The sequence below is a fragment of the Paenibacillus sp. J22FR83 genome (genome assembly GCF_059691955.1).
Map to the genome: position 1 here is coordinate 279,576 of NZ_JCAUAM010000006.1, position 24,792 is coordinate 304,367.

A 24,792-nucleotide genomic window follows, 5' to 3' on the forward strand; every position below is an offset into this window, starting at 1 on the left:
TAAAGAAGGGAGCAGTTGCCGATCACGGCTACCTACTCCCTTTTTTTAGCTAACGTTCCCTATTAACTTCATTCATTACCTGATTTATCTTCAGATTTATATAGATAACCTTCTTTTTTTGCGCTATCCCATAGATAATTAAATAGTTCCGAAAAAGAATCATTCTGATGTCTCCAGCTTTCGTTATAAGCTAATATTTTCTCAGGTGCAATCTGATTTTCTTTCCAAACCTTTCCCTTTGTATTAACGTGCAGCTTCATCTTCTCTCAACTTTTTCCCAACACGTGCCTTTATATCATGGGTGAATGTATCACCAGCATAAATTTCAACTAAATCGTGAATTAGAATCAATTTCAAAGTTTTCTCTAAATTTAACTTCGTACCCAATTTCCTTATGTAACAAAATAGCAAACATACACATGTGCCAGGTATGTTCTGCATCATTTTCACGCCGTGCTGTATTCGATACATAGGTTTTACGTTCAATTGTTTTAAATTTATCTAATACGGAAAGAAAATTAATTAACTGAGTAATACGGGTAAACATCAAAACTTCTCCCTCCTAGCAATTCATCAAGAATCCTACTCCGAACACGTCACTTCTATCCACTTAGCTACAACTGCTGCTAGCTTCTCTTTCTTAGACTCCACATCGTTCATATCCGTTAATTTTATCGTAGCTCTGTCAGTTGTAACCCAATCTAATAGCCCAGTGGTATCTTCAAACAGATTCCCATTGCCTGCATGATTTTTCACCTTTGCTCCACAATGGAAAACAAGCCGAAAAAACCCTTTTCCTTGCAAATTAAAAGTCACACGATCTTCGGAATTAAAACAAAAACTGGGAGCATTCCATTTTATATGTTCAGTAATAGCTTCATTTGTGCTTAAAATGATTTTCCGAACTTCCTCGATTTCCTGCTTAAAGGGATGTTCAAGATTGGTTAAAAAGTCAGCTACTTGTTGAGGACCAGACAGTTTTATGGCTTTCTTTCCCGGTGCTTCTGCTGATTTCTTAATCATTGTCATGTGTTATCTTCTCACTCCTACCATTAATTGCTCTCTGCTTCTTATATTGTTCTTTATAAGCGCTCTACTATCCTGCCTCACTGTAGCCCTTTCGCTCGGTTCTATAATACTACTCCCTCATTAGTCAAGACTTCCTATTTGAAATAAGACAAGGGCTATCCCCTAAGCAGTTAATTTTACCGCTTTAAGGATAACCCTTGTTATTTACATCTAAATCAGTTTGGGTTGACGATTTTTACTTTACTTGCTCTTTTGAAGCCAGCATGTTCAGCAGAACCGTTACTGCCTCTGCTCTTGTTGCATGATCCCTAGGGGCAAATTGGTTGTCGCCTTTCCCTTGCATGATGCTTGCTTGCTTTACATAAGCAACCGCAGCTTTTGCCCACGCTGGAATGTCCTCATCGTCTGCAAAGCTAGTTGCTGTGGCATTCGCTTCGCTATATTTACCCAAAGCACCCACGATCATCGCTGCCATCTCTGCACGTGTAATTTCCCCAGCTGGACGGAAAGTACCGTCCTCATAGCCATTAATAATACCAGCTTGCACCGCTTGCGCGACCGCTTTCTGCGCCCAGCTTCCGATCTTCGCTGAATCTGTGAACGTCAGCGCCGCTCCCGCTCCTTGCGGCTTCAACGCATTCATCAGCATGACGGCAAATTCCGCACGAGTCACGGTTTTGTCCGGCTTAAACGTGCCGTCCTGATAACCAGTGACGATTCCGCTGCTTACCGCTTGCTTAATGCTTGCCTTCGCCCAATGTTCGGATATATCGCTAAAGTTAAGCGTTGGTTTTGGCTCACTTGTTGCTTGCCCTACAACCATTACCGCAAATTTTGTAAAGTGGGTTACTTCTGCGGTAATCTGATTACCGCTAACAACACCGCCAACTTCCACCCATTTCTTCTGCACTTCATCATAATAGAACACGGCTGCTCTTCGATCACCGCTCAATTTTGTCGGATCAAACCTAAAAGTCAGTGTTACCGGTTTACTGAAGTTCTCTGAGAAATTTTTTAGAATCTCGAAGATCGGACTAGCTAGAACGTCTTCATCCGTTAGAAGATCTTGAGTTCCAGTAAGTTTTTCAATCGTTAATTTCAGTTCTTTGTCCGTTGCTTTTACCGGAATATCTATTGTGACTGTATCTCCCAAACTAACCTTACCCGTCTTGCCTGCGGGAAGCGATAATTCACCATTCTCAGAGATAACTTTGCTGTCATCTGGTGGTGTTGGGATGCCACCTCCACCTCCACTGCCAGCACCGTCACCGCTACCTCCATCAGGAATGGCGGTCCACTGCGCGTACAGCGTCACGTTCGCCGCTCCCATGCCGAACGTTGCATTTGCCGCATAAGGTGTTCCTGTTCCGTTGACCGCCGTGTTCCAACCTGTGAAGGTGTTGCCCGTTTTTAACAAGCTTCCCGTATTTCCTAATACGGTTACTGTTGCATTTTGCTCGTACGGATTGCTATCCGTTGGCACGGTTCCTCCCGTACTGCCATTGCCGTTATACGTTACGGTGTATGTCGGGTTGACCGTCCACTGCGCGTACAGCGTCGCATTCGCCGCTGCCATGGTGAAAGTAGCCCCCGGCACATAGCTTGTGCCGCTTCCGTCGGGCGCCGTGTTCCAACCTGTGAAGGTGTTGCCCTTCTTCAACAAGCTTCCCGTGTTTCCTAATACGGTTACTGTTGCATTTTGCTCGTATGAATTGCTATCCGTTGGTACGTCTCCTCCCGTACTGCCATTGCCGTTATACGTTACGGTGTATGTCGGGTTGACCGTCCACTGCGCGTACAGCGTCATGTTCGCCACTCCCATGCCGAACGTTGCATTTGCCGCATATAGTGTTCCTGTTCCGTCGGCCGCTGTGTTCCAACCTGTGAAGGTGTTGCCCTTCTTCATCAAGCTTCCCGTGTTTCCTAATACGGTTACTGTTGCATTTTGCTCGTATGAATTGCTATCCGTTGGTACGTTTCCTCCCGTACTGCCATTGCCGTTATACGTTACGGTGTATGTCGGGTTGACCGTCCACTGCGCGTACAGCGTCACGTTCGCCGCTCCCATGCCGAACGTTGCATTTGCCGCATAGGGTGTTCCTGTGCCGTCGGCCGCCGTGTTCCAACCTGTGAAAGTGTTGCCCTTCTTCATCAAGCTTCCCGTATTTCCTAATACGGTTACTGTTGCATTTTGCTCGTACGGATTACTATCCGTTGGTACGTCTCCTCCCGTGCTGCCATTGCCGTTATACGTTACGGTGTATGTCGGGTTGACCGTCCACTGCGCGTACAGTGTCACGTTCGCCGCTCCCATGCCGAAAGTAACGCCCGCCACATAGCTTGTGCCGCTTCCGTTGGCCGCCGTGTTCCAACCTGCGAACGTGTTGCCCTTCTTCACCAAGCTTCCCGTGTTTCCTAATACGGTTACTGTTGCATTTTGCTCGTACGAACTACTATCCGTTGGCACGGTTCCTCCCGTACTGCCATTGCCGTTATACGTTACGGTGTATGTCGGGTTGACCGTCCACTGCGCGTACAGCGTCACGTTCGCCACTCCCATGCCGAACGTTGCATTTGCCGCATATAGTGTTCCGCTTCCGTCGGCCGCCGTGTTCCAACCTGTGAAGGTGTTGCCCTTCTTCACCAAGCTTCCCGTGTTTCCTGATACGGTTACCCTTGCATTTTGCGCATATGAATTGCTATCCGTTGGCACGGTTCCTCCCGTGCTGCCATTGCCGTTATAAGTAATCGTGTACGTCGGGGGATCAAAGTTTTGAAATATGTCTCCTCTGTTACCTACCACGATAAACGTGCCGTTGCCGTAGGTGACGCCATTCAGAGACCCGTTCGTACCCGCATAGCTTTTGGTCCAATTCACTAAGTCACTGGAGGTATAGATAGAATTAACGGGTCCCACCCCCACATACATACCATTGCCGTAGGAGACACTATGAAGGACACCAGAATTTGTCGACTCGCATGCCGCGCAGATAATGCCCGACGTGGTGATCTTACTCCAACTCGTTCCGTCAACGGAGGTCAATATCGTTTTTCCGTCTACTGTCCAGGACACAAACTTACCATTTAGATATTTGACGCCTTTAAGATCTGCCTCAATGCCCGAATGTTGGCTCGGCCAACTCGCTCCGTCACTGGAGGTCAGTATCGTTCCATATTTCCCCACCGCCACAAACTTTCCGTTGCCGTAGGTGACGCCCCTAAGTATTGACGTGGTGCTTACATTGCGATCCGTCCATAAGTCAGGCGTCTCACTCGTCGTAGAGGTGTATACGGCTCCTATTCCATCATCAATTTTGCCCCCCACTGCCACATACAGGCCTTTGCCGTAGCTAACGCCCCAAAGTTGTGCATAACTATTGAGGGTATAACCTGTTTTCCAGTTCACTCCGTCACTAGAGGACGATGCATCTCCAGCTCTACTCACAACCACAAACTTGCCATTATCGCAACTGATACTAGTAAGCTTGAATGTAGTTGCCGGTTTGTAATTCGTCCAACTTGTTCTGTCACTCGAGGTTAAGATGGCTCCCTCATCAGTCACCGCCATAAACTTGCCGTTGCCGTAGCAGACGTCCTGATTACTGGTAACAAGGTTATTAGGTTTCCGATTAACCCAATTATCGGTAGAAGCAGCGCTAGAAAAAGTGGGGATCATCCCTAATAGAATAACGAATCCCATTACTAAAGAAATCCAACGTTTGTTCATAAATTGTTTCACTCACCTTTGTCTAGATTCGACATTCACCTCTACTATAAATTAAAATAAACAAAAAAAAACCTACCCGCCCGGGGTAGGTTTTTTAAAAACAGGATAGGCATTTTAACCAAGTCTCTATAATTGCTTTGCAAGTTCCAGTGCTTGTTTACGATTGTTTACTCCAAGCTTCGTGTAGATGTTTTTAATATGATATTTCACGGTATCTACCGTAATATTCAGACGTTCAGCAATTTCCTTGTTCATCAATCTATCCATGATTAGCAGCAAAATTTTAAATTCCTGCCCTGTAAGTTTTCCTTTCGGTGATTGATCATCCTCTGGTGTATCATTCATAGCACGCAACAGTTGCTTTACATAGTAACCCGAAGAAGAATTACTATCTTCCTGAACCTTTGAATAAGCGTTAAGCATCTCCGCCATGACAATACCCTCGTCAATAAAACTACGAATGTATCCATCTGACTTAGCCAAATCCAAAGCAGTGCCCAATTGAATGAGCGCAGCCTCCGTTTGACCCGAATGCCATAGCGTCACACTTTGCACAATTAATACTTTTGTGTGATCACGGAGACAGTCTCCCTTGCGTACCAAGAGATATAATCTTTTCAACAGGTACAGCGCTTCTTCTATTCGTTCGCACGCCGCAAGCACTCTAGCCAAAATCAGATGCTCTGCCAAAAGATTCAATGAAACCTCATCCGTGTGCGCAAGACCGCACCTTTGCAACCAATCAAGCGCCTCTTGGAGCGAGCCTTGCCGCAAAGATAGATAAGCTTGTTCCGTTTCGATTTTCACAACAAACAAGGCATAATCCGGTGAATCAATCTTTGACTTCAATTGCACCAAGAGTTCGGACGCTCGCTTTGGATTTCCTTTGGCTTGCTCAATCCGCGATGCAGCGATGTCCAATTGGATCATAATTCGTGCAAGAGGCTGATGGCCTTTGCGCGTCAATGACTGACCGAAGTAAAATTCTGCCTCCTCCAAGCGATTCCACTCATAGAGCAAATGGATATATGCCAAGTACATATATCCAATAAAAGGATAATTTTCTTTATCTCCCCATACTTTAATCCATTTCAAAAGGAAGTCTTCCGCCGCATACAGATCTTTGATTAAAGTTAATTGATCATAATTCCTACTATACCCTTCATACCGGTTTACCCCCATCACCTGAAAGTAGTTTCCTTCCGGCATATATCGTTCTGTAAGGGCCAAATAATCCGATGCTTGCACAAAGTCATTTTGGATATAAGAGGCCATACCGCAATAGAAATAGATATTACCCATAACCATGTTCCAGTCTACATCGGGTAATTTCCCTTGCAGTGCTTCAAACCGGACTTTGGTTTGCTCCATTCTCTGAATAGCGGCTTCCCTCTTACCTCCTAGCAGCATTACGGCTATATAAAACATCTCGATCATTGGCTTCTCCGCAAAGGAGCTTTCAGGTAAAACAGTTATCCACCTCATCAACGCAGCACTCTTCGATTGCATCAAGGCAGGGGGATTTTTCTCGATCAACCGAATAACATCCATAAACTGTTGGCCTTCTAAATAATGCTCCACCGCTTCTTCATCAAACCCATGTTTTTCCAACCAATTCGCCGCGCGGATGTGCACTTGAATCCATTTGTCCGAATCCGTTCTGGACCCTAGCTGTCGCAAGAAATCGGAAAGCAAATGGTGATAGCGATACCAATTCCGCCCCTCGTCTAAGGGTATAATGAATAAATTTAACTGCTCCAGTCTCTCCAATTGCTCTTGACTGTTCTTTTGACCCGTTACTGCTTGGCATAAAGAATGGTTCATTCTACTTAAAATGGACGTTTCCAATAAAAAGGACCGCATGGTTTCCGACTGATGCAGGAACACTTCTTCCAACAAGTAATCGGATATATGATGCTGTTGACCCGTAAATTGCTGGATGGACTGCTTTATATTAGTACTGCGTTTCAGAGAGATTGCCGCCAACTGCAATCCACTGACCCAGCCCTCAGTTTGATGGAACAGCTCGGTTACTTGCCCTTTCGTTAGCGATAAATCCGTCGTATCTCGAAAAAATTCGAACCCCTCTTCCAGTTCAAAGCGCAAATCATGCATTGAGATATAATGAAATTCACCCTTCGCCAGAAGTCTGGTAGTAGGAATCGGTAAATCGGTACGGCTAGCAATATAAAGATGAATATGTGGAGGGAAATGTTCCAGTAAGTAGATCAATGATTCGTGAATCTCGGGGAGTTCAATGAAATGATAATCGTCAAGTATGATTACCAGTTCGCAGTTTATATGATTCAGTTCATTCAAGAGTTCCTTAATCATAGGCTCTGAAGATACCGAAGGCCCTTTTTCAAGGAGAAGCCCAAGCGTTTGGCCAAAGTTAGGGACTCTCTCCTGAATGGAGGCTGTTACGCAACTCCAAAATGAAGTCCAATCATTATCATGCTGATCTAAAGAGACCCACGCAGCAAGCGCGCTGCATTGTTTCACCCATTCACATAAAGCTGTTGTCTTTCCATAACCAGCCTGCGCGGAAACAAGCATCAGCTTAGTTTCCATCCCCTCATTAAGCTTACGTATCAGCTTCGGACGGGAAACCATAGTATTTCGTATATGGGGGATCTGAAATTTTGTACTTACAATCACTGTTGATTCCTCCACAAAAAAGCTCTAAAAATTAATAACTCATCTTTGGCTACGCGAAATTAGCTTGAGTCCCTTGTGGCTGTAGGGATAAATCGTGTTTTTTCTTTCCTAGACAAAAAGTACCCTCTTCGTTTGGTATCATGGGAGTGACTAGCAACCATGCAAACAAAGAAAGGTGTGTAATCTATGGTACACCATCGTTCCCTGTCTGACCAGTCTCGTTTTTCGTTTGTTTTTAGACTACGCTAATTCGAAAACAGTTTCCTTTTTGGTGAAAGTTTTAGTAATACAATTTCCTTTTGATACTTCCTTGCTCTAACGTGACTACGATCGTTGAGATTAAATTTCTGTAAACTTAAGTGATCCCTTAGTTAATTGGACAAGTCTTTGTACTACTCTTCGATAGTCTCCCTGATCCTATATACACTCTGTATCTAAGTGCCAAATATCATCCGATATGAAATCAAATTTATTCTCGATTTCTACTTCAGAACTAAGGGTAACCATTAGCATTATATAGGGATCCTGTTCCATTTCCTCTTGGATTCCCCCTGCTTAATTACAGTGTTTCTATTAATACATTTCGGCGGCATTATGTAAATATTGAAGCTGAGCTAACGTATCCGTTAGCGTAATGAACCAACGATTATTTAATCATTTCTATTTTGGTCATATTCATCCTCAACGACTGGGATATATGGAGACAGCAAACTGTCCGACTCATGAGTGACAATCCCACGAGCCAGCTTCCATATAACAAAATTGTTGTTATCTTTAACATCTTCATCGTCATGAATTATAAAAGACCATAAGAGCCTGGAAGGTTCTCTGATACCCATTTATATATTTCAAGCACATAACTCGAGTTATGATTATGTAAACCTGAGATGGTCCAAGAATCTAACCCATCCCTTTGTTTTAGAACTTTATTTTTCGGTCTAACCCTTTATTTTTTTCAGTTTACAACTTTATTTTCAAAAGACAATCGCATTCGAATCAAATGTTGGTTACGGTCCATTTACTCATCTCTTCGCTTAACGGATATACGCAGCAGGGAATCATGTCTATTAACGCGAATTAATTTCCTGACGTCATTCCCGAATAATCGGGAGTTCCCCTCTATTCCTTATGGATCTTGTTTCGATATGCTGATCCCATGATGATTGAGAGGGGATTGATGAAATGAACACCTTATTGAATGTGAACGAACAACCAAAGCGATGGAAGCAGGTTGGGTTTGTTGTTGTTGCGGTATTGTTTACGTTATTTGGATTTTTCTTCTTGCAGGGAGCCACAGAGGCGTTGGAGCCTTGGTTGCCTTCGGATTGCGGGGGCTGCAACGGAGAAACGTTCGTGCCCGATTCCTATCGCTGGCTCGCGGTCTCGCATGGTGCGCTAATCGCCTTTATGTTCGGAGGGAGCCTGATCGCCTTGCTGCGCCGACCTTTTGAGAAGCCGATGCTGCTTCATTTCTATGCCGTGGGTCATCTTCTGTTTCTGGTAACATTCGCTGCAACTGCACCGAAACTCGCGATAGAGAAAGCTTTTGTATTCCTTATGTTCACACTGACACTGACGATCTTGTACGCGTTCTACCACAACCGTGCTGCCGCGATAAAACTAGCTTCATCCACCGGTTACTCCAGACCACTGCTTGTGCTGACGGCGATTGCAGCGATCTTCCTCATCCCGGTAGCCATCCGCGCAGGCATTCAGCAATGGTCGGAGACAGGAGAACATTTCCGCTGGGGCGAACATACGGCCATGCTGATTGTGTTGTTGTATGGAAGCTTGTTAACAGCTTCGCATCGTGCCGGTTCTTTTGCACTCGGTATTATCGTTAGCCTTACATTTATGTACCTTGGGGTTTCGGCACTTGCGGTCCCAGACCACATGGGCAGTTGGGGCATTGCAGGCGGGATCGCATCTATTCTCTTCGGCGTAATCTATATCTCCGTCACAATTTACAGCAAACGTATGAGGTGATGTTCTATATGGAGGCTTTGCATAAGCCGTCGCACCAGGTACAGTCCAGCCCGGTCGGCCACCGTCATTCCTGGTGGCTGTTTGCGCTGTATACCGGAGTTATCTCTATTAATCTGCTTCTGATCCTATGTTATTTGGCATCATTACCATCCTACTATTCCTATCTACTCGAATCATGCTTTAGTTCGACGCAGATTTGCTCGGATACGACGATAAGCGTCTTATCCTTAGAGTGGAAAGAAACTCTTGGGCTTACTGCGTCAGGCCTAGCCATGCTTCATATCGGAATCGACTTGTTCTATTTCTGTTGTTTTGCATTCGTTGCTACGCTGATTATGATCTTGAAGCCCAGAGATGTACTCGGCTCGATTGCCGCTTTTACGCTCGTGAGCTTCGTGTTCGGAAATGTCTTCTACCGCCAATGGGAAGGATCGGATATCCTCATTCCCCTCGCACAAGATGTCGGGCTATCAGGCTTCATGTGCCTAGCCTTGCTGTTTCCGAGTGGTCGAATTACCCGTAGATGGATTGGCTGGACCGCCGTTCTTGCCTTCCTTGTCCGCTTTGTGCCCGATTACTTACCTTTTCGCGTGATGCATATCGACAATTGGCCGCTGGGGCTGTCGCTTGGCTGGCTTATTTTATTTTTTGCCACGCTGGCCTATAGTCAATTTACGCAATATCGAGAAAATATCTCTCCGAAAGAAAGGCAGGCCATTCGAAAAGTTGCCTTCGGCTTCATCGGCGCTTTCGGAGCGTTAATTTGTGTAAACCTATTGCTAATCGTGTGGCCCCAGCTCTTTAAAAGCGAAATATTTTGGCTGGATCTCTCGATTCGTCTCACGATGCTGCCCATTCCTATTGCACTTGGCTCTGCCTTGTTGAAAGACCGCTTGTGGGGGGTTCCCCCCATCGTTCGCAGAAGTTTCGTGTACGCAGTACTACTCGTCACTGTATTCGGCATTTATTTGACGACGGTGTGGTATCTGGCACTTGTATTTCAATCCCAAAGTGACGTCTATCCACTAATTGCAACAGGGTTGGTCGCAGTCTTGTTCACTCCTTTGAAGGCAAGTCTAGAAAAGCTGGTAAACCGATTCGTATATGGCAAAAGAGAAGATCCCGTCTCCTTCCTGGTCGGCCTTGGTGACCGCTTGAAAGAGCCCTATGCGCCGGAACAGGTTCTTGGAACGGTCGTCATGACGATAAAGGATATGCTGAAGCTGCCTCATGCCTCCATTACCATACTCGTCAATGATCGTGAGCAAGAAGCGGCGATCGCCGGATGCCCACGTGAACCGGAGTCCCTCCGGTTTCCGTTAGTTGTTGGTGGACAAGAACTCGGCAGCCTCTATGTCTCTACGCGGTCACCTGATGAACCGCTGAGCCATTCCGATATGCGCCTGCTCCATATGCTGGGCAGGGAATCTGCCAGAATCGTTCACGGACTTCAACAGTCTCTTGATATCAACCGCCTTATGATAGAGCTTCAAGCATCAAGAGAGAAGCTGATCTTCGCCCGGGAAGAGGAGCGGCGATCCCTTCGCAACAATCTGCACGATGACATGGCTCCAAAGCTCGCTTCTCTGGCCCTTATCGCATCAGCAGCAGGCGCATTGATTCGCAAAGATCCTCCGCGAGCAGAAGGTATTGTCGCCGAGCTCGAATCCGATATTCGGATCATCGTCAAGGAAATTCGTGAATTCGTCCATAACCTCCGGCCCCCGGCGTTGGATCAGTTTGGTCTCGTTGAAACTATTCGCCAGCGGGCAGATCGTCTAATGTATGTGATGAATACGCATAGAATGGATGAGGGAAAGCAAATTCAGTTGGAAGTATTATCACCTCATACACTGCCCCTTTTACCCGCTGCCGTAGAAGTTGCCGTATACCGCATCGTATCTGAAGCGTTGACCAATGCCGTCAAACATTCGAAAGCACGCACGTGCCGGGTTACGATTGCGATGCATACAGGGAAGCAGATCGATGAGCTTTATGTGGAAATTATGGACGATGGGGTTGGTATCTCCGATGCGATTCGGTTGGTGTCCCATGCCTCGGAAGGTGGGGTCGGTTTGACATCCATCCGGGAGAGGGCGGCAGAACTAGGTGGACGGAGCCAGATCGTGGTTGCTGAAGGCGGAGGAACGAGGGTTGCGGCATGGCTGCCCTTGCAATTTCATACAGATGGGAGTGTCACAGAGTGAGAACATGGAAAATACTAATTGCCGATGACCATCCCATGTACCGCAAAGGACTCAAAACGGTTTTAGAAACGGTAAATGACTTGTTAGTCGTAGGCGAAGCGACGAACGGCGAGGAAGCGATAACTCTATGCAATCAGTTATCACCTGATGTCATCTTGATGGACATCCGAATGCCAGGACTGAACGGAGTAGGAGCAGCCAAACAGATTAAAGCGAAACACCCGGACGTGCAAATACTTTTTTTGACGATGCATCAAGACGACTCATCGGTCCTTACCGCCTTAAAGACGGGAGCGAGAGGTTACCTTCTCAAGGATGCTGACACGGATGAGATCATTCGCGCTATTCGCTCGGTAGCCGCAAGAGAAGCCATATTCAGTGCGGAGGTAGCGGAACGAATGATAGATTTTGCAACCCGGCCATCCTCCACTCTTGATCAATTTACCCAATTAACCTCCCGGGAAAAAGAAGTCCTGCATTTCATCGCCGAAGGATACTCGAACAGCGAAATAAGCAAAGAGCTAGGATTGACCGCGAAGACCGTATCCAACTATGTGACGTTAGTGCTGAATAAACTTCAAGTCACCGATCGCACTGCAGCAACCCGGATGGTGAAGGGAGCGAGTAATGATCCTTGGTGACATGTAGTTTAGGGCACCCGATGAGGTGCCCTAATGCCATTTTATATCTCCCCTTATAAATAAAACGGGGTCCGCAGCGCAGATCCCGTTTTATTCCTTCAACTATATCGTGCTTACGTTAGTTCCATGCATCTAGTCCTATAAAGTAACCATTTTCGTTGCAACTTTCTCTCGGAATGCCTGGTCGTGCTCCACGAAAACCATGGTTGGATTAAAGCTGTTAATCAGCTCTTCAATTTGCATGCGTGAATACACATCAATAAAGTTCAGTGGTTCATCCCAAATATACAAATGAGCTTTTTCACATAAACTTTTTGCGATAAGCAGCTTTTTCTTTTGGCCACCAGAGTATTGAGAGATATCTTTCTCAAACTGGATCCGCTCGAAATCCATCTTGCGCAGTATCGATTTAAATATAGGTTCATCAATCTGATTGTCTTCAATAAAGTCAGCTAACTTCCCTTTTAAATGAGAGGTATCTTGCTGAACATAAGAAATGATAAGACCTGAACCTACATTTAAAGTACCCCTATGCTGAATTGGATCTCCTAGAATAAGCTTTAGAATACTACTCTTTCCACTGCCATTCTTTCCATCGAGCACGACGCGGTCTCCTGCTACAACATTAAAACTTATTGGCGAATTCACTCCTTCACCTTCATACCTAACAGCCACGTCTGTTAACTGAATGAGCTCTTTCGATTTGTAGACTAAAGGCTCTAACAGTAATGACTCCGTTTTTTCCACATTTTTTAGCAACGTTGACTTTTCTTCAATGGCTTTATTTTGCCTTGATTCCAGGTTCTTTGCACGCTTCATCATTTTTGCGGCTTTATGTCCAACGTACCCCTTGTCCAATTTGGAACCAGAATTCGTTGTACCATTCTTGGTAGCTTCTACTTGATTAGACCAATTGGCTGAACGTTTTGAAGATTGTTGTAGTCTTCCGATATCTTTTTGTAATCGCTCATTCGTCTTCTCCTCATGTTCCTGCTGTCTATCGAAATTCAGCTTCCAAGAGGAATAACTACCACTTTGAACTTCGATATTCGCTCTGTTTATGGACAAGATGTGATCAACGCAGCCATCCAAAAAGTTTCTATCATGTGAAATTAAAATGAACCCTTTTTTCCTTTTTAAATAGGTAGCAACCATCTTTCGTCCATTGGTATCTAGGTGATTGGTTGGTTCATCAATTAATAGAAACTGCCCTTCATTCAAAAATAGTGCAGCCAGCAAAACCTTCGTTTGTTCCCCATTCGATAATGTTTCAAAGGGTCGGTACATCAGTTCAGCATCGATATCCAAATAAGATATTTCCCGGAGAAACTCCCAATCTTCCGCTTTCGGACATATCTCTTCTACGATTTCATAGGTGAGTCTGCTTTTATTCGAGACTGGGTATGGGAAATAGTTGAATTCAACTGAAGCAATAATTTTCCCATTGTATTCGTATTTTCCTAATAATAGATTGAAAAAAGTTGTCTTACCTCGACCGTTCCGGCCAATAAAGCCAAGTTTCCAATCCGTATCTATTTGAAAGCTAACATCTTCAAAGATAGGATCAAAGCTGCTGGGATATGAAAATGTTAGGTTTTGTACTTGAATCATTGACATGGTGGGTTCCTCCTTTTTATAACGCGCTACTTCTTTATAAAAAGTCGGTATATATCCATCTATTCTCATTTAACTCCGTATAAGTGCAATGGATACTAACGACTTATACGGAGTGAATCATGTGTAATAACCGTTTCCGAGCTCATGTGCTCCTCCTTATAAATTAAAAAGCTACAAGAAAGTTACCTTTCTTGCAGCCCTTTGATTGTTAGATATTATCCTAACATAACGAGTTTTTCATTTCAACTTTGCAATAGCTTGACTCCACCCAAGGAAAAAATTTAGTAACTGTCAGTTTCCTAAAGCTAACTTCAACTCTCCATACACAGATGTGTTCGACCAGTTGTCAGCGGTTCCTGCCCACATCGTCTGACTATCGCGTCCGCCGCCGTTATCATCGTCGTTGTAACCTACGTCGAAGCCAATCGTCATACCTATAGTTGGCGTAATACCAAGCGAGCTCCAAGGAATTGCCATCTCCACACTATACCCGCCCGAGATTGCGGACCATGCATGCAGCAAGCCGACTGTTGTCCCTCTTGGTTCTAATAGCGCGCTGTCGTTCCAGCCCTTGATGTACTGGCGGTCATAGCTATCATATGTTGTGCCCTTATTGTGATTGCCGTCAATGTAGATCTCTACGGAATCGTCGTTGAACACCTCGGAAGAATCATTATACAAGTTAGCATCGGTGACTTTGACTCCCAAGTACAAATAGTTGTCATCCCACAACACGCCAAATTCTGCGGAATTATTCATCAATCCGTTGACCACTTTGTCAACAGACTTCACCATCGTCCACGCGGGTTCATTGAGAGATCCGTCAACCGTGAGGGATGTCATCGCTTTTTTAACATGAATCAGTGTATACGACTCATCCATCGTGACGCTTACCGCATTGCTTGCGGCAGACAGATTATTCTCTGCGTCCTTCGCCTTCACGATAAATGTGTAAGATGTACTTGGCGTCAATCCGGTGACCGTATAGGTGGTCGATGTTACCGTACCGACCAATGCTGTGCCGTTATAAACCTCATAACCAGTAACACCTATATTGTCCGTTGCGGCAGTCCAGGACAAAGTCGCCGTCCGATCGGTGTGTGATGGAGATGTTAGATTTGTCGGCACCGTCGGTGCTTGCGTATCTCCAATCGTTACGGGTGACAGCTCCAAGTTCCCAAACATGGACGTATCTGTCCAGTTATCGTTCGTTCCTGCCCACATCAACTGGCTGTCGCGATCACCGCCATTATCGTCATCATTGACCGCCACATCGAACCCGATGGTCATCCCTGCGGTTGGTACAATGCCAAGCTCGCTCCAGGGAATAGCCATTTCTATGGAATATCCGCCGGAAATCGTCCCCCAAGCATGCTGTACGGCTGTAGGCAGACCGCCTTTTACGAAAAATGCATTGTCATTCCAACCCTTGATATACTGGCGGTCATGACTGTCGTACGTTGAGGCCTTGTTGTGATTACTGTCGATATAGATTTCAACGGAATCATCATTGTGAACATAAATGGAATCGTTATTCAACTCACTATCGATGACCTTCACCCCAATATATAAATAGGTGCTGTCCCATAAAACGCCATATTCCGCTGTATGGTTCGGGGTACCAATAATGGTTTTATTCACCGGATTCGCGATGTTCCATACCCCCTCATTTAGGGAACCGTCGATGGTGATCGGAGCCAGTGTATTCTTTGGTTTGACTAGATATGGGGCGGTCGTGACTTGGAGCGGATTGGCTCCGGATACGTTCCCCGCGGCATCCTTGGCCTTGATGCTGAAGGTATATGTCGTGTTCGCAGCAAGACCCGTGACGATATAGGAATAGGTTGCCGACGTTACCGTTCCGACCAAAGTCTGCCCGTTATACACTTCATATTGCGTTACGCCTTGATTGTCTGTTGATGGGCTCCAGACCAAATCTACCGTCGTCTCGCTCTTCGATGGCGAAGTCAAATCCCCGACCACCGTCGGCGGGACAAAATCGTTGTTGCTAATCACTTCCACAAGATCGAAATTAGCTGCTGTTTGCCAAGTAAACACGCCGATTTTCCCCGTTTTGTGACTGGAGTCCTTGGCTGTTAATTCCTTGATGCCATCCACATAAAAGTCAAGATTGTTATTGTTTAATATGGCGGTGAACGTGTAAGTAACACCCAGGACCATTGGATAATTTTTTTGAACCAATGTACTGTAAGTCCCATTCACATATTTGCCGATCTGTAGTTTTCCGCCCATGTAACGGAAGGTGTAATGATTGTCCTTATTCGTAAACCTGGCCACAACGCCATTCGTTGTTGTTGCACTGTTGTTGGTATACGTCACTCTACTACTGGCTTCAATACTGTAATTGCTCCAGGTGCCATCGTTCCAGTTGCTGGCATCTACCGTACCGAAAGCATTCACTGACGTCCAGATGGATTGCCTGTAAACCTTGGTATTGTTCGTGGCTATAGCCCAATTCCCATTTAGTGAGGTCCAGCCATCAGCGTTGCCGTCCTCGAAATTGTCGCTGAAAATAAGCGTTCCAGGTCCTGGTGTTGTTGTCGCCACAAGCGCGTTGCTCGGAGCAGAAGTACTGTTCGCCACATCCTTGGATCGGACGGTAAATGTAAACTTCTTGCCCGGAAGCAGTTCCGAAACGGTAAACGTGGTGCTAGGCGTCGTGCCGATTAACTTAGTGCCGCTGTACACGTTATATCCGCTCACATCTGCAAGATTGGCGGGCGGGCTCCAGCTCAGACTTACGCTGGTCATCGAGGTCTGCGTCAATGTCAGATTCGTCGGCGGCGAAGGAGGCGGCGCCGTCGTTGTGCTCAGCGAATTGCTTACGGCTGAGACGTTACCTGCTGCATCCTTTGCTTGAACAGTAAAGGAATATGTTGTGTTTGGCGTCAGCCCCGTTACGTTAAACGTCGTATCCGATGGGCTCAAGGTACTGCCAACAATAGTAGGCCCGCTGTACACGTTATATCCCACTACGCCTGTGTTATCCGTGGATGCACGCCAAGATAGTTTGATGGTGGTCGCCGTTTGCAATATAGCTGCCAAATTCGTCGGTTGCGTAGGCGGTTCGAAATCCGTTCCTTCGCTTGCCAAGGTTTCGCCATAGAACACGCCGGAGCCTCCATTGCCGATGTAAACGCGGCCCCAAACCTGCCGGTCGCCTTCCATAACGGTGACTTCATTGCCGATCGCTGGGTTTGAAATGTTGATCTTCACCCAGGTAACACCTAAATCATCGGAACGGAATATCCCCACGGTGTTGTCCACTGTTCCATAGACAAATACCGTCGGATTGCTGTAGCCAAGCCGGCCCTTGCCGAACGCGAAGTGCTTCGCTCGCTGCACATTGGCAAGCTTGGTAAAGGTATCTCCGGCGTTGCTCGAACGGTAGAGACCGCCGGATTCGAGACTGACCCACACCTCGCCCGCCATTGTAGGCGCTGTTTTTACATTGAAGTAAGGGGTTAACGGTGTTGGGTTCCCGTTGCTGTCTGTTCCTGTGAATTGAGAGAAGAAAGTTGTAGCAATTAACCAGTTGGCTCCGCCGTCCGTGCTCCGGTATAAAGTGCCCGTCATCCGATCCATCAGATAAAACGTATCGTTGTTGACCCTATCGGACGCCAACGGCTGATACCATGTCCAGTAGTCGTGGACCGCGGTGGAAGGTGCACCTATTGAGGCCTTCCACGTTTGGCCACGGTCGGTTGAATATTGCGGCACACTCTTCTCCGGCACCCATACCATCGTCTCGCTCGCAGCTGACACGGCTACTTTCCCGTACCTGACTAACGGACTGGGGAACGCCGTCCAAGTCTCACCGTTGTTGGTGGAATAACCGCCACCACCAGTACCGTACCAAAGGGTACCGCCTACCCGGGCTACGAAATTTGGATTACTCTCCTGAAAATCGATAGAAGTCGTCCCCCCCAAATCCGGGATGCTGAATCTAGAACTTGGGTAAGCAGTTAAAGAGGCATGGCGAAAGCCATTCAAGTCCGCTACCCCTCTCAGAAGTGGCGCGCCGATTGGCGTGCTTCGCAGCGCGAATGTCACCAGCTCTTCATGGCCCTCTTCGTATGTATACCAATGAGAAGGGCTTGCCGTGATATCTTCCGCTCGCCATGTGCCAAAGAAGTCTGTGAACCACACCTGATTCGGGTGGAATGGATCGATCGTCAGGCTTGCTATATTCGAGCCCCAAAAGTTATTGGTCCACCAAGGGATATTAGGGTGCGCGACCGTATTCGCCCTGTTCATCTTCTCCCAGGTCGTTCCCCCATCTGTTGAACGATAGATCTCTTCATTTTTAATAGCCGCCATCACAATGTTCGGGTTAGTCGGATGGACAGTGATACTATTGTAAGGTGCCACTTTCACTGTCGGTGTAATGTCGGTCCAAACGCCGCCGGCAAACTTGGCTACACCCATGCCATTGCCTGTAAGGGTTTCATCCCCGTGACCAACGTACAAGGTACCATCGGATGCCAATGCCGCTCGATTAGGCTCCAGCGGGCTTCCGCTCATCAGACTCCATGTTGCGCCTCCGTCCATGCTTCGGTACACACCGCTGCCTTTCACACCTACGTAAACCGTTTGCGTTGCATTACCGGGAGTTCCCGTGCTCTTATCGAACACGACAAAATTCAATCCGATCGGATCTCTGCCGATTGTCGGAAAGGTAGCAACCTTCTGCCACGTCCCATTGCCCGCCGCAGCCGTGCTTTTCCACAGACCGTCATAACGAGTTCCCATGAAAATAATATTCCCGGCGTTCGGGTCGACCGCGAGCCGCTCGCCCAGACCTCTTCCTGGTCCATTGCCGTTGGACCTGGGAAGGAATCCGGTTTTCTCCCAGGTGGCTCCCCGGTCCGTTGATTTCAGAATTTCACTTTTGGCATAACTATAAGGACTGCCTGCCGCTATATAGACCACATCCGGGTTCGACGGGTCGAGAGCGATACTATCAACACCGTACAAGTCCTTATCGGCTTCCGTCAATATATTCAGAAGCTGGATCCATTTATGATTGATCGGGTCCCAGCGGAGAATGCCGCCCACATCAGTGCGGATGTAAAGGATATCCGGTTCCGTCGGATGGATCACCAACCCGGTGACAAATCCACCTCCGCCAGTAGGGACATCCTTCCAATTGTAAGGTTCCGTTGTAGCAGCATTGCTAGAGGGTGTGGCAATCAGAAATATAACAAACAAAAATAGTAGGACTGCGAAACCTTTTAACTTCCCTATTGAAGAAGCTTGAATGCAACTCATCCTTGATCCCTCCAAAAATTAATTACGCCTCTCGGCATATGCCGGGGCAGATACTGCGACTTCGCTGCATCTATTTGGCAACCCTCTCCTTAGTGTGATAACGCTTTCAATTGACAGTTTCAATTAACAGTGACCGTCGAATTTTCAGCACTACGCATTTGCATCCGGATACAATTACGTAGTGCTTTTCCCATTACTTAAGCATCTAAATCATCTATATCATTAATCTTCCAGAGCGTCCCCTCGAAGAAATAATGCCAATTGGAATTCGCCAAATTAGCTCTTTAAGCTATTCCGATATTCCTGCGGTGTCATCCCATAATAACTTTTAAACAATTTAATAAAATAATGGGGTGTCTGATACCCCAATTGCGTTGCAATTTCATAAATCTTATCATGGCTGCTTTGCAACAAATCCGTTGCGAGCTCCATCCGATATTGAAGTAAATAATCACTGAGTCCTATTCCGGTTTCAACTTTATAAACCTTGGAAATATAAGCGGGATGAAGATTCACATGATCGGCTATCGACTGTAATGACAGATCGTGCAGCAAGTTGCCCTCGATAAATTGGTGAATTCTATTAACTAAGGAAGACCTCGTATCTTTGGTATGATTCGTTGCATCTTCCCTAATCTTGTAGAAAGCATTAAACACCCAATCGCGCAGCTGTTTCATGGATTGATCTGGAATGCCACCATCGATGAGGCTGTGATATGCGGTTCCGATAATTTCACTTAGTTGTCGCCCGTTTTTATGTGCAATGTAATGAAAGGAGCTTGTCACAACGAAAAGGATTTCTTGTGCGTACTCCGGCGATTCCATCCACTTGTCCGCTAACTCTTGGAAAATGTTTTCCAGTTTCTCAGAAACTTTATCCCAACGCCCGGTTTCCAGCAAATGAATCAGCAAGGGGGACTGATACGGTTCCTTTAAACAACCTTTTATCGCAGGCCCTAGATCATCTGTTACCGTGATAAAAAAATTGGATTCATTGCCAATCTGTCTGCGGATGGCGGAAATGCAAGTTTGATAACTAGGAGGAAGCTGCGCAGGGAACGTCCCCATTTTTCGGACAACAGATATGGAGATGTTTCGTTTCAAGTAAACGCCCACGCTTTTGTGCAGGTTCGCCGCCTGTTTCTCGATAAGCCGCAATACCTCGTCGTTGTTATCCTCTGCACTTCCAAGCAGCTCAGTTTGATGCTCCTTCAGCTTTAGCACAAATACAATATAGTCGTACGGATCTTTGCAGTGCCACATGTGAAAATACTCACCGAAAATTTCCTCAGCGATATTGGTAATCGCATATTCCATCAGTGATAAATCTAATTCATCGAGTTCACTGAATTCATCCTCCAACCGAATGACGCACATGCTGATCCCATCTCCACATTGAAACGGGAGCTTCAGCATTTGCATTTTATTGGTTAACCTTTCTTCCGATATGCGCCTATCCTGTAAAAGATGGTTCAATAGCTCTCCTTTTAACAAAGGCAGATTTTCTCGAAACACATACATGGCCCGCTGATAAGAACTGATTTCCTCCCATTCGGATTTAAGAGATGTAGTCACAGCTTGCAATATACTTATAAGTTCACTCGTAACCACCGGTTTGGTTAAATAATAAGAAGTTTGCAATTCAATGGCCTTCTGGGCATATTCAAAATCAGCATAGCCGGAAAGTAAAATGCATTTGGTTGATTTCGAAGTTTCCCGTATGATTTCAATCAGCTCGAGTCCACTCATCCCGGGCATTGTAATATCCGTTAATACAATGTCGATGGGGTAAGACTTTATGATTTCTAACGCCTCAATACCTGAGTAGGCTTTATACACCTCTTCAATTCCCAATTCTTCCAAGGGGATCGTCAAAGCAATGCTTTCCACCTGATCCGGATAATCGTCCACGATCAACAAATGATACATTTCAATCCCCCCCTTTTATGATACGAATTGTCACGCGTAATCCGCCAAGCGGCGAAATCTCCAAGTAAAGTCCTGAAGCGGTTCCAAACTGATGGATTAGCCGCTGCTGAATGTTCCATAATCCACAGCCCATATCATCGTCCAGCGTTTCCTTCAATTTCGCTTCCAACTTATCCAGCGTTTCCGCGTTGACCCCCACACCATTATCCTCGATGACAATCGTACAAGCTGACTCCGTTTGCGCACCTGTAATTTGGATCACACCGATCCCCAATTTAGGACCTATACCGTGAATAATCGCATTTTCCACGATCGGCTGGAGCAGCAGCTTAGGAATAGTCATTGGTATCATGCCAGGCGGAATATCAATGGTGTACTGCAAACGATGCATTTGCATTTGGTGAATTTCCAAATAGTTTCGGATAAGATCGATTTCCTCCGCTAGATTGCCGATCTGATTTTCCACCCTTGTTGTATACCGATAGTATTTGCTCAAATGGTGCGTAACGGCAATAATCGCTTCATTGTTTTCCATCTGCGCCATGCTCTGAATAAATGCGAAGCTATTATATAGGAAATGGGGATTAATCTGGGATTGCAACTGCTTCAAGGTCGCTTCCCGAACCCGGATTTTTTCGTCGTATACGTTCTCAATCAACTTTTGGATTTCTTCGCTCATGTGATTAAACTGGATAAATAAATACTTGAATTCGTTATTCGTCTTTATGGGAACCCTGACGGAATAATTGCCTCTTTTCATTGCCTTTACGCCATGGACCAACTCCCTGATCGGTAATTGTACATTGCGGTAAAGCAATGCTGCGGCTAGTAAACTGAGCATGAGCAGCAAGCCTGTGGACAGATAAAATATTTTTCGGTTGTGCGTAATCGGTATTAGAAGTTCTTCCAATGGGATATAATCAACCAGATACCATCCCAGTGTTTTCGACTTTTCATAAGTAAGAATATATTTCCTGTCGTTCAATTCAATCACTTCATTACCTGCGTCTCCGAGGTTCATCCCTCGCAATTGCTGGGTGACTTGGGGCAGCAATTCCCGCTGATTAGCACTGCCTGTAATCGGCTCGTATTCCGCGTTATATAGAAAAGGATCCCCATTGCTTCCAAGCTTTAGCTGATCTAGCATGTGGGATAAGTTATCCACAGAGAATGTAATTTCAACAATCAGATTCGCCTTGTTCAGGTCCAATTTTGCCATGTAGGGCTCAGTTAAATAATGGATAAAGTTATAGCCTTCACCATGGTTTGTGATGATTTTTTGATAATGCCATTTCTCCGTTCCAACCGATTTCAAATCACTTGCATCGTAAGTAACAGCGGAGTTTGTCGTGATCACTTGATGCGTCGATGGCGCAAATATCGTGAACGCATTAATCCAGCCAAACGTATTGCTTTGAATAGCGACCTTGGAAGAAATCAGATCTTTCGTTTGTATAACATCGTAAGAACTTCCTAAAATGGATTTGAAGCTTAATTTCGTAGCATCAGGGTCTCTGCTTAAATTAAACCCCGCTTTCCATAACTGATCCGCTGTCGAATCTGCCTGTTGAATAAAGAAAGACAGACGGCTGACATTGGATTTGATGATCTCATCTTCAACCACATCCGTGCTCACCTTATTGGAGTAACTGTATAAGAATAAGATGGGAATCAGAAGAAGACAGATCATACTAATAATTTTGCTAAAAATACTCCGTTTAAACGGCATCGCCATTACCCCTTAAGAATCCATATAATGAAATCTTATCCTTTCACGGAGCCTAGCACAATTCCCTTCACGAAATACCTTTGCAAGAATGGGTATACAATAAGAATAGGAAGAGCTCCAATAAAAATTTGCGAAGCTCTCACCGTGCGGCTGGAAATATTCTGCACAGCTTCCGCAGAGATACCGCTTACATTCGCATTATCCTTGACCAAGATGGATTGCAGGAAAGTAGCCAAAGGATAATCACGAGGATTTTTCAAATAAATCATCCCATCAAACCAGGAATTCCAATGACCCACCATATCGAATAAACCTATCGTTGCTATGGCCGCCATGGATAGCGGCAGGTAGATTTTGAACAAGGTAGTGAAATGGCCTGCCCCATCGATTAAAGCAGCTTCTTCCAGTTCAGGCGGAACGGAACGAAAGAAATTGAGCATGAGAATAAGATTAAATCCACCTACAGCCCCTGGTATGACCAATGCCCAGATTGTGTTCAATAACCCCGTTTCCTTAACAACCAAATATGTCGGAATCAATCCTCCACTAAACAGGATCTGGAATATGAAAAACCACGCATATACGCTCCGTCCAGCAAATTTATGATCCGATTTGGAAAGTGAATACGCCGCAAACAACAAAACCAACATGGAAATACCCGTCCCCAGAGCCGTCCGTTCCACGCCAATCGCCAAGGCACGCAGAAAGTGCTCATTGGCTAACGTTTCCTTATAGGCAGCAATTGTAAATCCAACGGGCCAGAAGTTGACGATATTTGCTGTAGCTGCGGCTCTGGAACTGAGCGAAACGGAGAAAACATGTAAGAGTGGCAAGATGCACAGCACACTCAGGACACTTAAAAAGATATAGTTAAGCCATGTAAATATTTTATACGTAGTAGACCGAAACAGCATATCATCCAGACTCCTTTAAAAAATTCGATAATCGGCCACCTTGTACAATACCCTGTAGCTGATGACAACTAGCACAAACCCGATAACCGATTTGAACAGGCCGACTGCCGTCGCGAAACTGAATTGCCCACCTTCAAGTCCAACCCGATATACAAAAGTATCAATAATATCACCTGTTTCATAAACAAGCGGGTTGTATAGGTTGAAAATTTGATCGAAGCCCGCATTCATGACCCGCCCCAAAGCCAGCGTAGAGACGACGATGAATATCGGCATAATGGAAGGAAGTGTAACGTGAACAACCTGTTTCCACCTGTTGGCGCCGTCTATTTCTGCAGCTTCATACAAATTAGGGTTGATACCCGCCAAAGCAGACAAAAACACAATTGCCGCAAACCCGAATTCCTTCCAGACATCAGAGATAACCACGGTAGTAATAAACCAGTCGTTGCTGCCCAGGAAAAAAATCGGTTTGACCCCGAACAAGCCAATAAAACGGTTTACGATGCCGCCTTGGACAGATAACAGATCTACAAATATCCCACCCAAAATAACCCATGAGAGAAAATGCGGTAAATAGACCAAGGTTTGAACAGTCCTTTTAAAAGCGACTTTGGCCACCTCGTTTAAAAGTAATGCAAAAACAACAGGTACAGATAGATTGAAGATTTGTTTTAAGAAAGAGATAACCAACGTGTTCCAGATGACTTGCTTGCTATCGGGAAAAGAAAATAAATATCTGAAGTGCTCCAAGCCGACCCATGGAGAATTCGTAATCCCTAACCAAGGTTTGTAATTTTTAAAAGCGATAATCGCGCCATACATAGGAATGTAGCCATAGATTAACGTGATAATTACAGCCGGAAACAATAATAAGTGTAACGGCCATGTTCGTTTCCAATAAGACGCAAACTTACTGGTCTTTATTTCTGCTTTTATGGGAGTGGGTTGGGTCATCGCTCCGATATGTCTCATTTCGTATGCCCTCCGTACATATTGTAGAGGGCTTTCAGGAAACGATTGCAATTCCCAAAAAGCCCACAGTTTTTATTACATTTGAACC

16 protein-coding genes are annotated in these 24,792 nt (G+C 45.6%); 3 read left to right on the forward strand and 13 right to left on the reverse strand.

What is annotated here, in order from left to right:
* Window positions 1–68: 68 nt before the first annotated feature.
* The 7 genes from AC58PV_RS13345 to AC58PV_RS13375 all read right to left on the reverse strand — a co-directional run bounded on the left by AC58PV_RS13345 (window position 69) and on the right by AC58PV_RS13375 (window position 8,253).
* Complete coding sequence (locus AC58PV_RS13345) at window positions 69–260, reverse strand: hypothetical protein (protein ID WP_497432723.1); 192 nt, start codon at window positions 258–260, stop codon at window positions 69–71.
* Window positions 244–387 carry an HD domain-containing protein gene (locus AC58PV_RS13350; protein WP_497432724.1) on the reverse strand — a complete coding sequence of 48 codons (144 nt, stop codon included), beginning with the start codon at window positions 385–387 and terminating at the stop codon, window positions 244–246. Before AC58PV_RS13350 ends, AC58PV_RS13345 begins: the two co-directional genes overlap by 17 nt.
* The gene (locus tag AC58PV_RS13355; protein ID WP_497432725.1) at window positions 326–547 is read right to left on the reverse strand and encodes an HD domain-containing protein; all 222 of its coding nucleotides are present in this window, start codon (window positions 545–547) and stop codon (window positions 326–328) included. Before AC58PV_RS13355 ends, AC58PV_RS13350 begins: the two co-directional genes overlap by 62 nt.
* 35 nt (window positions 548–582) lie before the next feature.
* A complete protein-coding gene (locus AC58PV_RS13360) occupies window positions 583–1,029 on the reverse strand; it encodes a DUF1801 domain-containing protein (protein WP_497432726.1) in 447 nt (148 codons plus the stop codon).
* A gap of 235 nt (window positions 1,030–1,264) precedes the next feature.
* Window positions 1,265–4,756 (reverse strand): InlB B-repeat-containing protein, encoded by a 3,492-nt coding sequence (locus AC58PV_RS13365; RefSeq protein ID WP_497432727.1) that lies wholly within the window; start codon window positions 4,754–4,756, stop codon window positions 1,265–1,267.
* 126 nt (window positions 4,757–4,882) lie between these two features.
* A complete protein-coding gene (locus tag AC58PV_RS13370; protein ID WP_497432728.1) occupies window positions 4,883–7,414 on the reverse strand; it encodes a winged helix-turn-helix domain-containing protein in 2,532 nt (843 codons plus the stop codon).
* A 650-nt stretch (window positions 7,415–8,064) separates the two neighbouring features.
* On the reverse strand, window positions 8,065–8,253 hold the full coding sequence (locus AC58PV_RS13375; protein WP_497432729.1) for an Imm7 family immunity protein: 189 nt from the start codon (window positions 8,251–8,253) through the stop codon (window positions 8,065–8,067).
* A gap of 343 nt (window positions 8,254–8,596) precedes the next feature.
* Here AC58PV_RS13375 and AC58PV_RS13380 point away from each other — a divergent pair, with 343 nt between their 5' ends.
* From AC58PV_RS13380 to AC58PV_RS13390, 3 genes are read left to right on the forward strand one after another with little or no spacing between them, the layout of a single operon-like run.
* Window positions 8,597–9,400 (forward strand): hypothetical protein, encoded by an 804-nt coding sequence (locus tag AC58PV_RS13380; RefSeq protein WP_497432730.1) that lies wholly within the window; start codon window positions 8,597–8,599, stop codon window positions 9,398–9,400.
* A gap of 8 nt (window positions 9,401–9,408) precedes the next feature.
* Window positions 9,409–11,607, forward strand: coding sequence for a sensor histidine kinase (locus AC58PV_RS13385; RefSeq protein ID WP_497432731.1), 2,199 nt, complete (start codon window positions 9,409–9,411; stop codon window positions 11,605–11,607).
* Window positions 11,604–12,248 (forward strand): response regulator transcription factor, encoded by a 645-nt coding sequence (locus AC58PV_RS13390; protein ID WP_497432732.1) that lies wholly within the window; start codon window positions 11,604–11,606, stop codon window positions 12,246–12,248. Before AC58PV_RS13385 ends, AC58PV_RS13390 begins: the two co-directional genes overlap by 4 nt.
* Before the next feature lie 138 nt (window positions 12,249–12,386).
* Here AC58PV_RS13390 and AC58PV_RS13395 read toward each other — a convergent pair whose 3' ends face one another.
* From AC58PV_RS13395 to AC58PV_RS13420, 6 genes are all read right to left on the reverse strand, one after another.
* Window positions 12,387–13,865: an Lsa family ABC-F type ribosomal protection protein gene (locus tag AC58PV_RS13395; RefSeq protein ID WP_497432733.1), complete on the reverse strand. Its 1,479-nt coding sequence runs from the start codon at window positions 13,863–13,865 to the stop codon at window positions 12,387–12,389.
* Window positions 13,866–14,156: 291 nt separating this feature from the next.
* Complete coding sequence (locus AC58PV_RS13400) at window positions 14,157–19,157, reverse strand: sugar-binding protein (protein WP_497432734.1); 5,001 nt, start codon at window positions 19,155–19,157, stop codon at window positions 14,157–14,159.
* A 276-nt stretch (window positions 19,158–19,433) separates the two neighbouring features.
* On the reverse strand, window positions 19,434–21,086 hold the full coding sequence (locus AC58PV_RS13405) for a response regulator transcription factor (RefSeq protein ID WP_497432735.1): 1,653 nt from the start codon (window positions 21,084–21,086) through the stop codon (window positions 19,434–19,436).
* 1 nt (window position 21,087) lies between these two features.
* Window positions 21,088–22,815 carry a sensor histidine kinase gene (locus AC58PV_RS13410; protein ID WP_497432736.1) on the reverse strand — a complete coding sequence of 576 codons (1,728 nt, stop codon included), beginning with the start codon at window positions 22,813–22,815 and terminating at the stop codon, window positions 21,088–21,090.
* A gap of 35 nt (window positions 22,816–22,850) precedes the next feature.
* Window positions 22,851–23,729, reverse strand: a complete 879-nt coding sequence (locus AC58PV_RS13415; protein WP_497432737.1) for a carbohydrate ABC transporter permease — start codon at window positions 23,727–23,729, stop codon at window positions 22,851–22,853.
* Between the two features lie 15 nt (window positions 23,730–23,744).
* A complete protein-coding gene (locus AC58PV_RS13420; RefSeq protein ID WP_497432738.1) occupies window positions 23,745–24,704 on the reverse strand; it encodes an ABC transporter permease in 960 nt (319 codons plus the stop codon).
* Between the last annotated feature and the right edge of the window lie 88 nt (window positions 24,705–24,792).

What these genes read in the sequence shown, in the direction of transcription:
- AC58PV_RS13360 (WP_497432726.1), bottom strand. Translation starts at nt 1,029, where the DNA reads ATGACAATGATTAAGAAATCAGCAGAAGCACCGGGAAAGAAAGCCATA.
- AC58PV_RS13400 (WP_497432734.1), bottom strand. Translation starts at nt 19,157, where the DNA reads ATGAGTTGCATTCAAGCTTCTTCAATAGGGAAGTTAAAAGGTTTCGCA.
- AC58PV_RS13375 (WP_497432729.1), bottom strand. Translation starts at nt 8,253, where the DNA reads ATGGGTATCAGAGAACCTTCCAGGCTCTTATGGTCTTTTATAATTCAT.
- AC58PV_RS13405 (WP_497432735.1), bottom strand. Translation starts at nt 21,086, where the DNA reads ATGTATCATTTGTTGATCGTGGACGATTATCCGGATCAGGTGGAAAGC.
- AC58PV_RS13415 (WP_497432737.1), bottom strand. Translation starts at nt 23,729, where the DNA reads ATGCTGTTTCGGTCTACTACGTATAAAATATTTACATGGCTTAACTAT.
- AC58PV_RS13365 (WP_497432727.1), bottom strand. Translation starts at nt 4,756, where the DNA reads ATGAACAAACGTTGGATTTCTTTAGTAATGGGATTCGTTATTCTATTA.
- AC58PV_RS13385 (WP_497432731.1), top strand. Translation starts at nt 9,409, where the DNA reads ATGGAGGCTTTGCATAAGCCGTCGCACCAGGTACAGTCCAGCCCGGTC.
- AC58PV_RS13345 (WP_497432723.1), bottom strand. Translation starts at nt 260, where the DNA reads ATGAAGCTGCACGTTAATACAAAGGGAAAGGTTTGGAAAGAAAATCAG.
- AC58PV_RS13355 (WP_497432725.1), bottom strand. Translation starts at nt 547, where the DNA reads ATGTTTACCCGTATTACTCAGTTAATTAATTTTCTTTCCGTATTAGAT.
- AC58PV_RS13380 (WP_497432730.1), top strand. Translation starts at nt 8,597, where the DNA reads ATGAACACCTTATTGAATGTGAACGAACAACCAAAGCGATGGAAGCAG.
- AC58PV_RS13395 (WP_497432733.1), bottom strand. Translation starts at nt 13,865, where the DNA reads ATGTCAATGATTCAAGTACAAAACCTAACATTTTCATATCCCAGCAGC.
- AC58PV_RS13420 (WP_497432738.1), bottom strand. Translation starts at nt 24,704, where the DNA reads ATGAGACATATCGGAGCGATGACCCAACCCACTCCCATAAAAGCAGAA.
- AC58PV_RS13410 (WP_497432736.1), bottom strand. Translation starts at nt 22,815, where the DNA reads ATGCCGTTTAAACGGAGTATTTTTAGCAAAATTATTAGTATGATCTGT.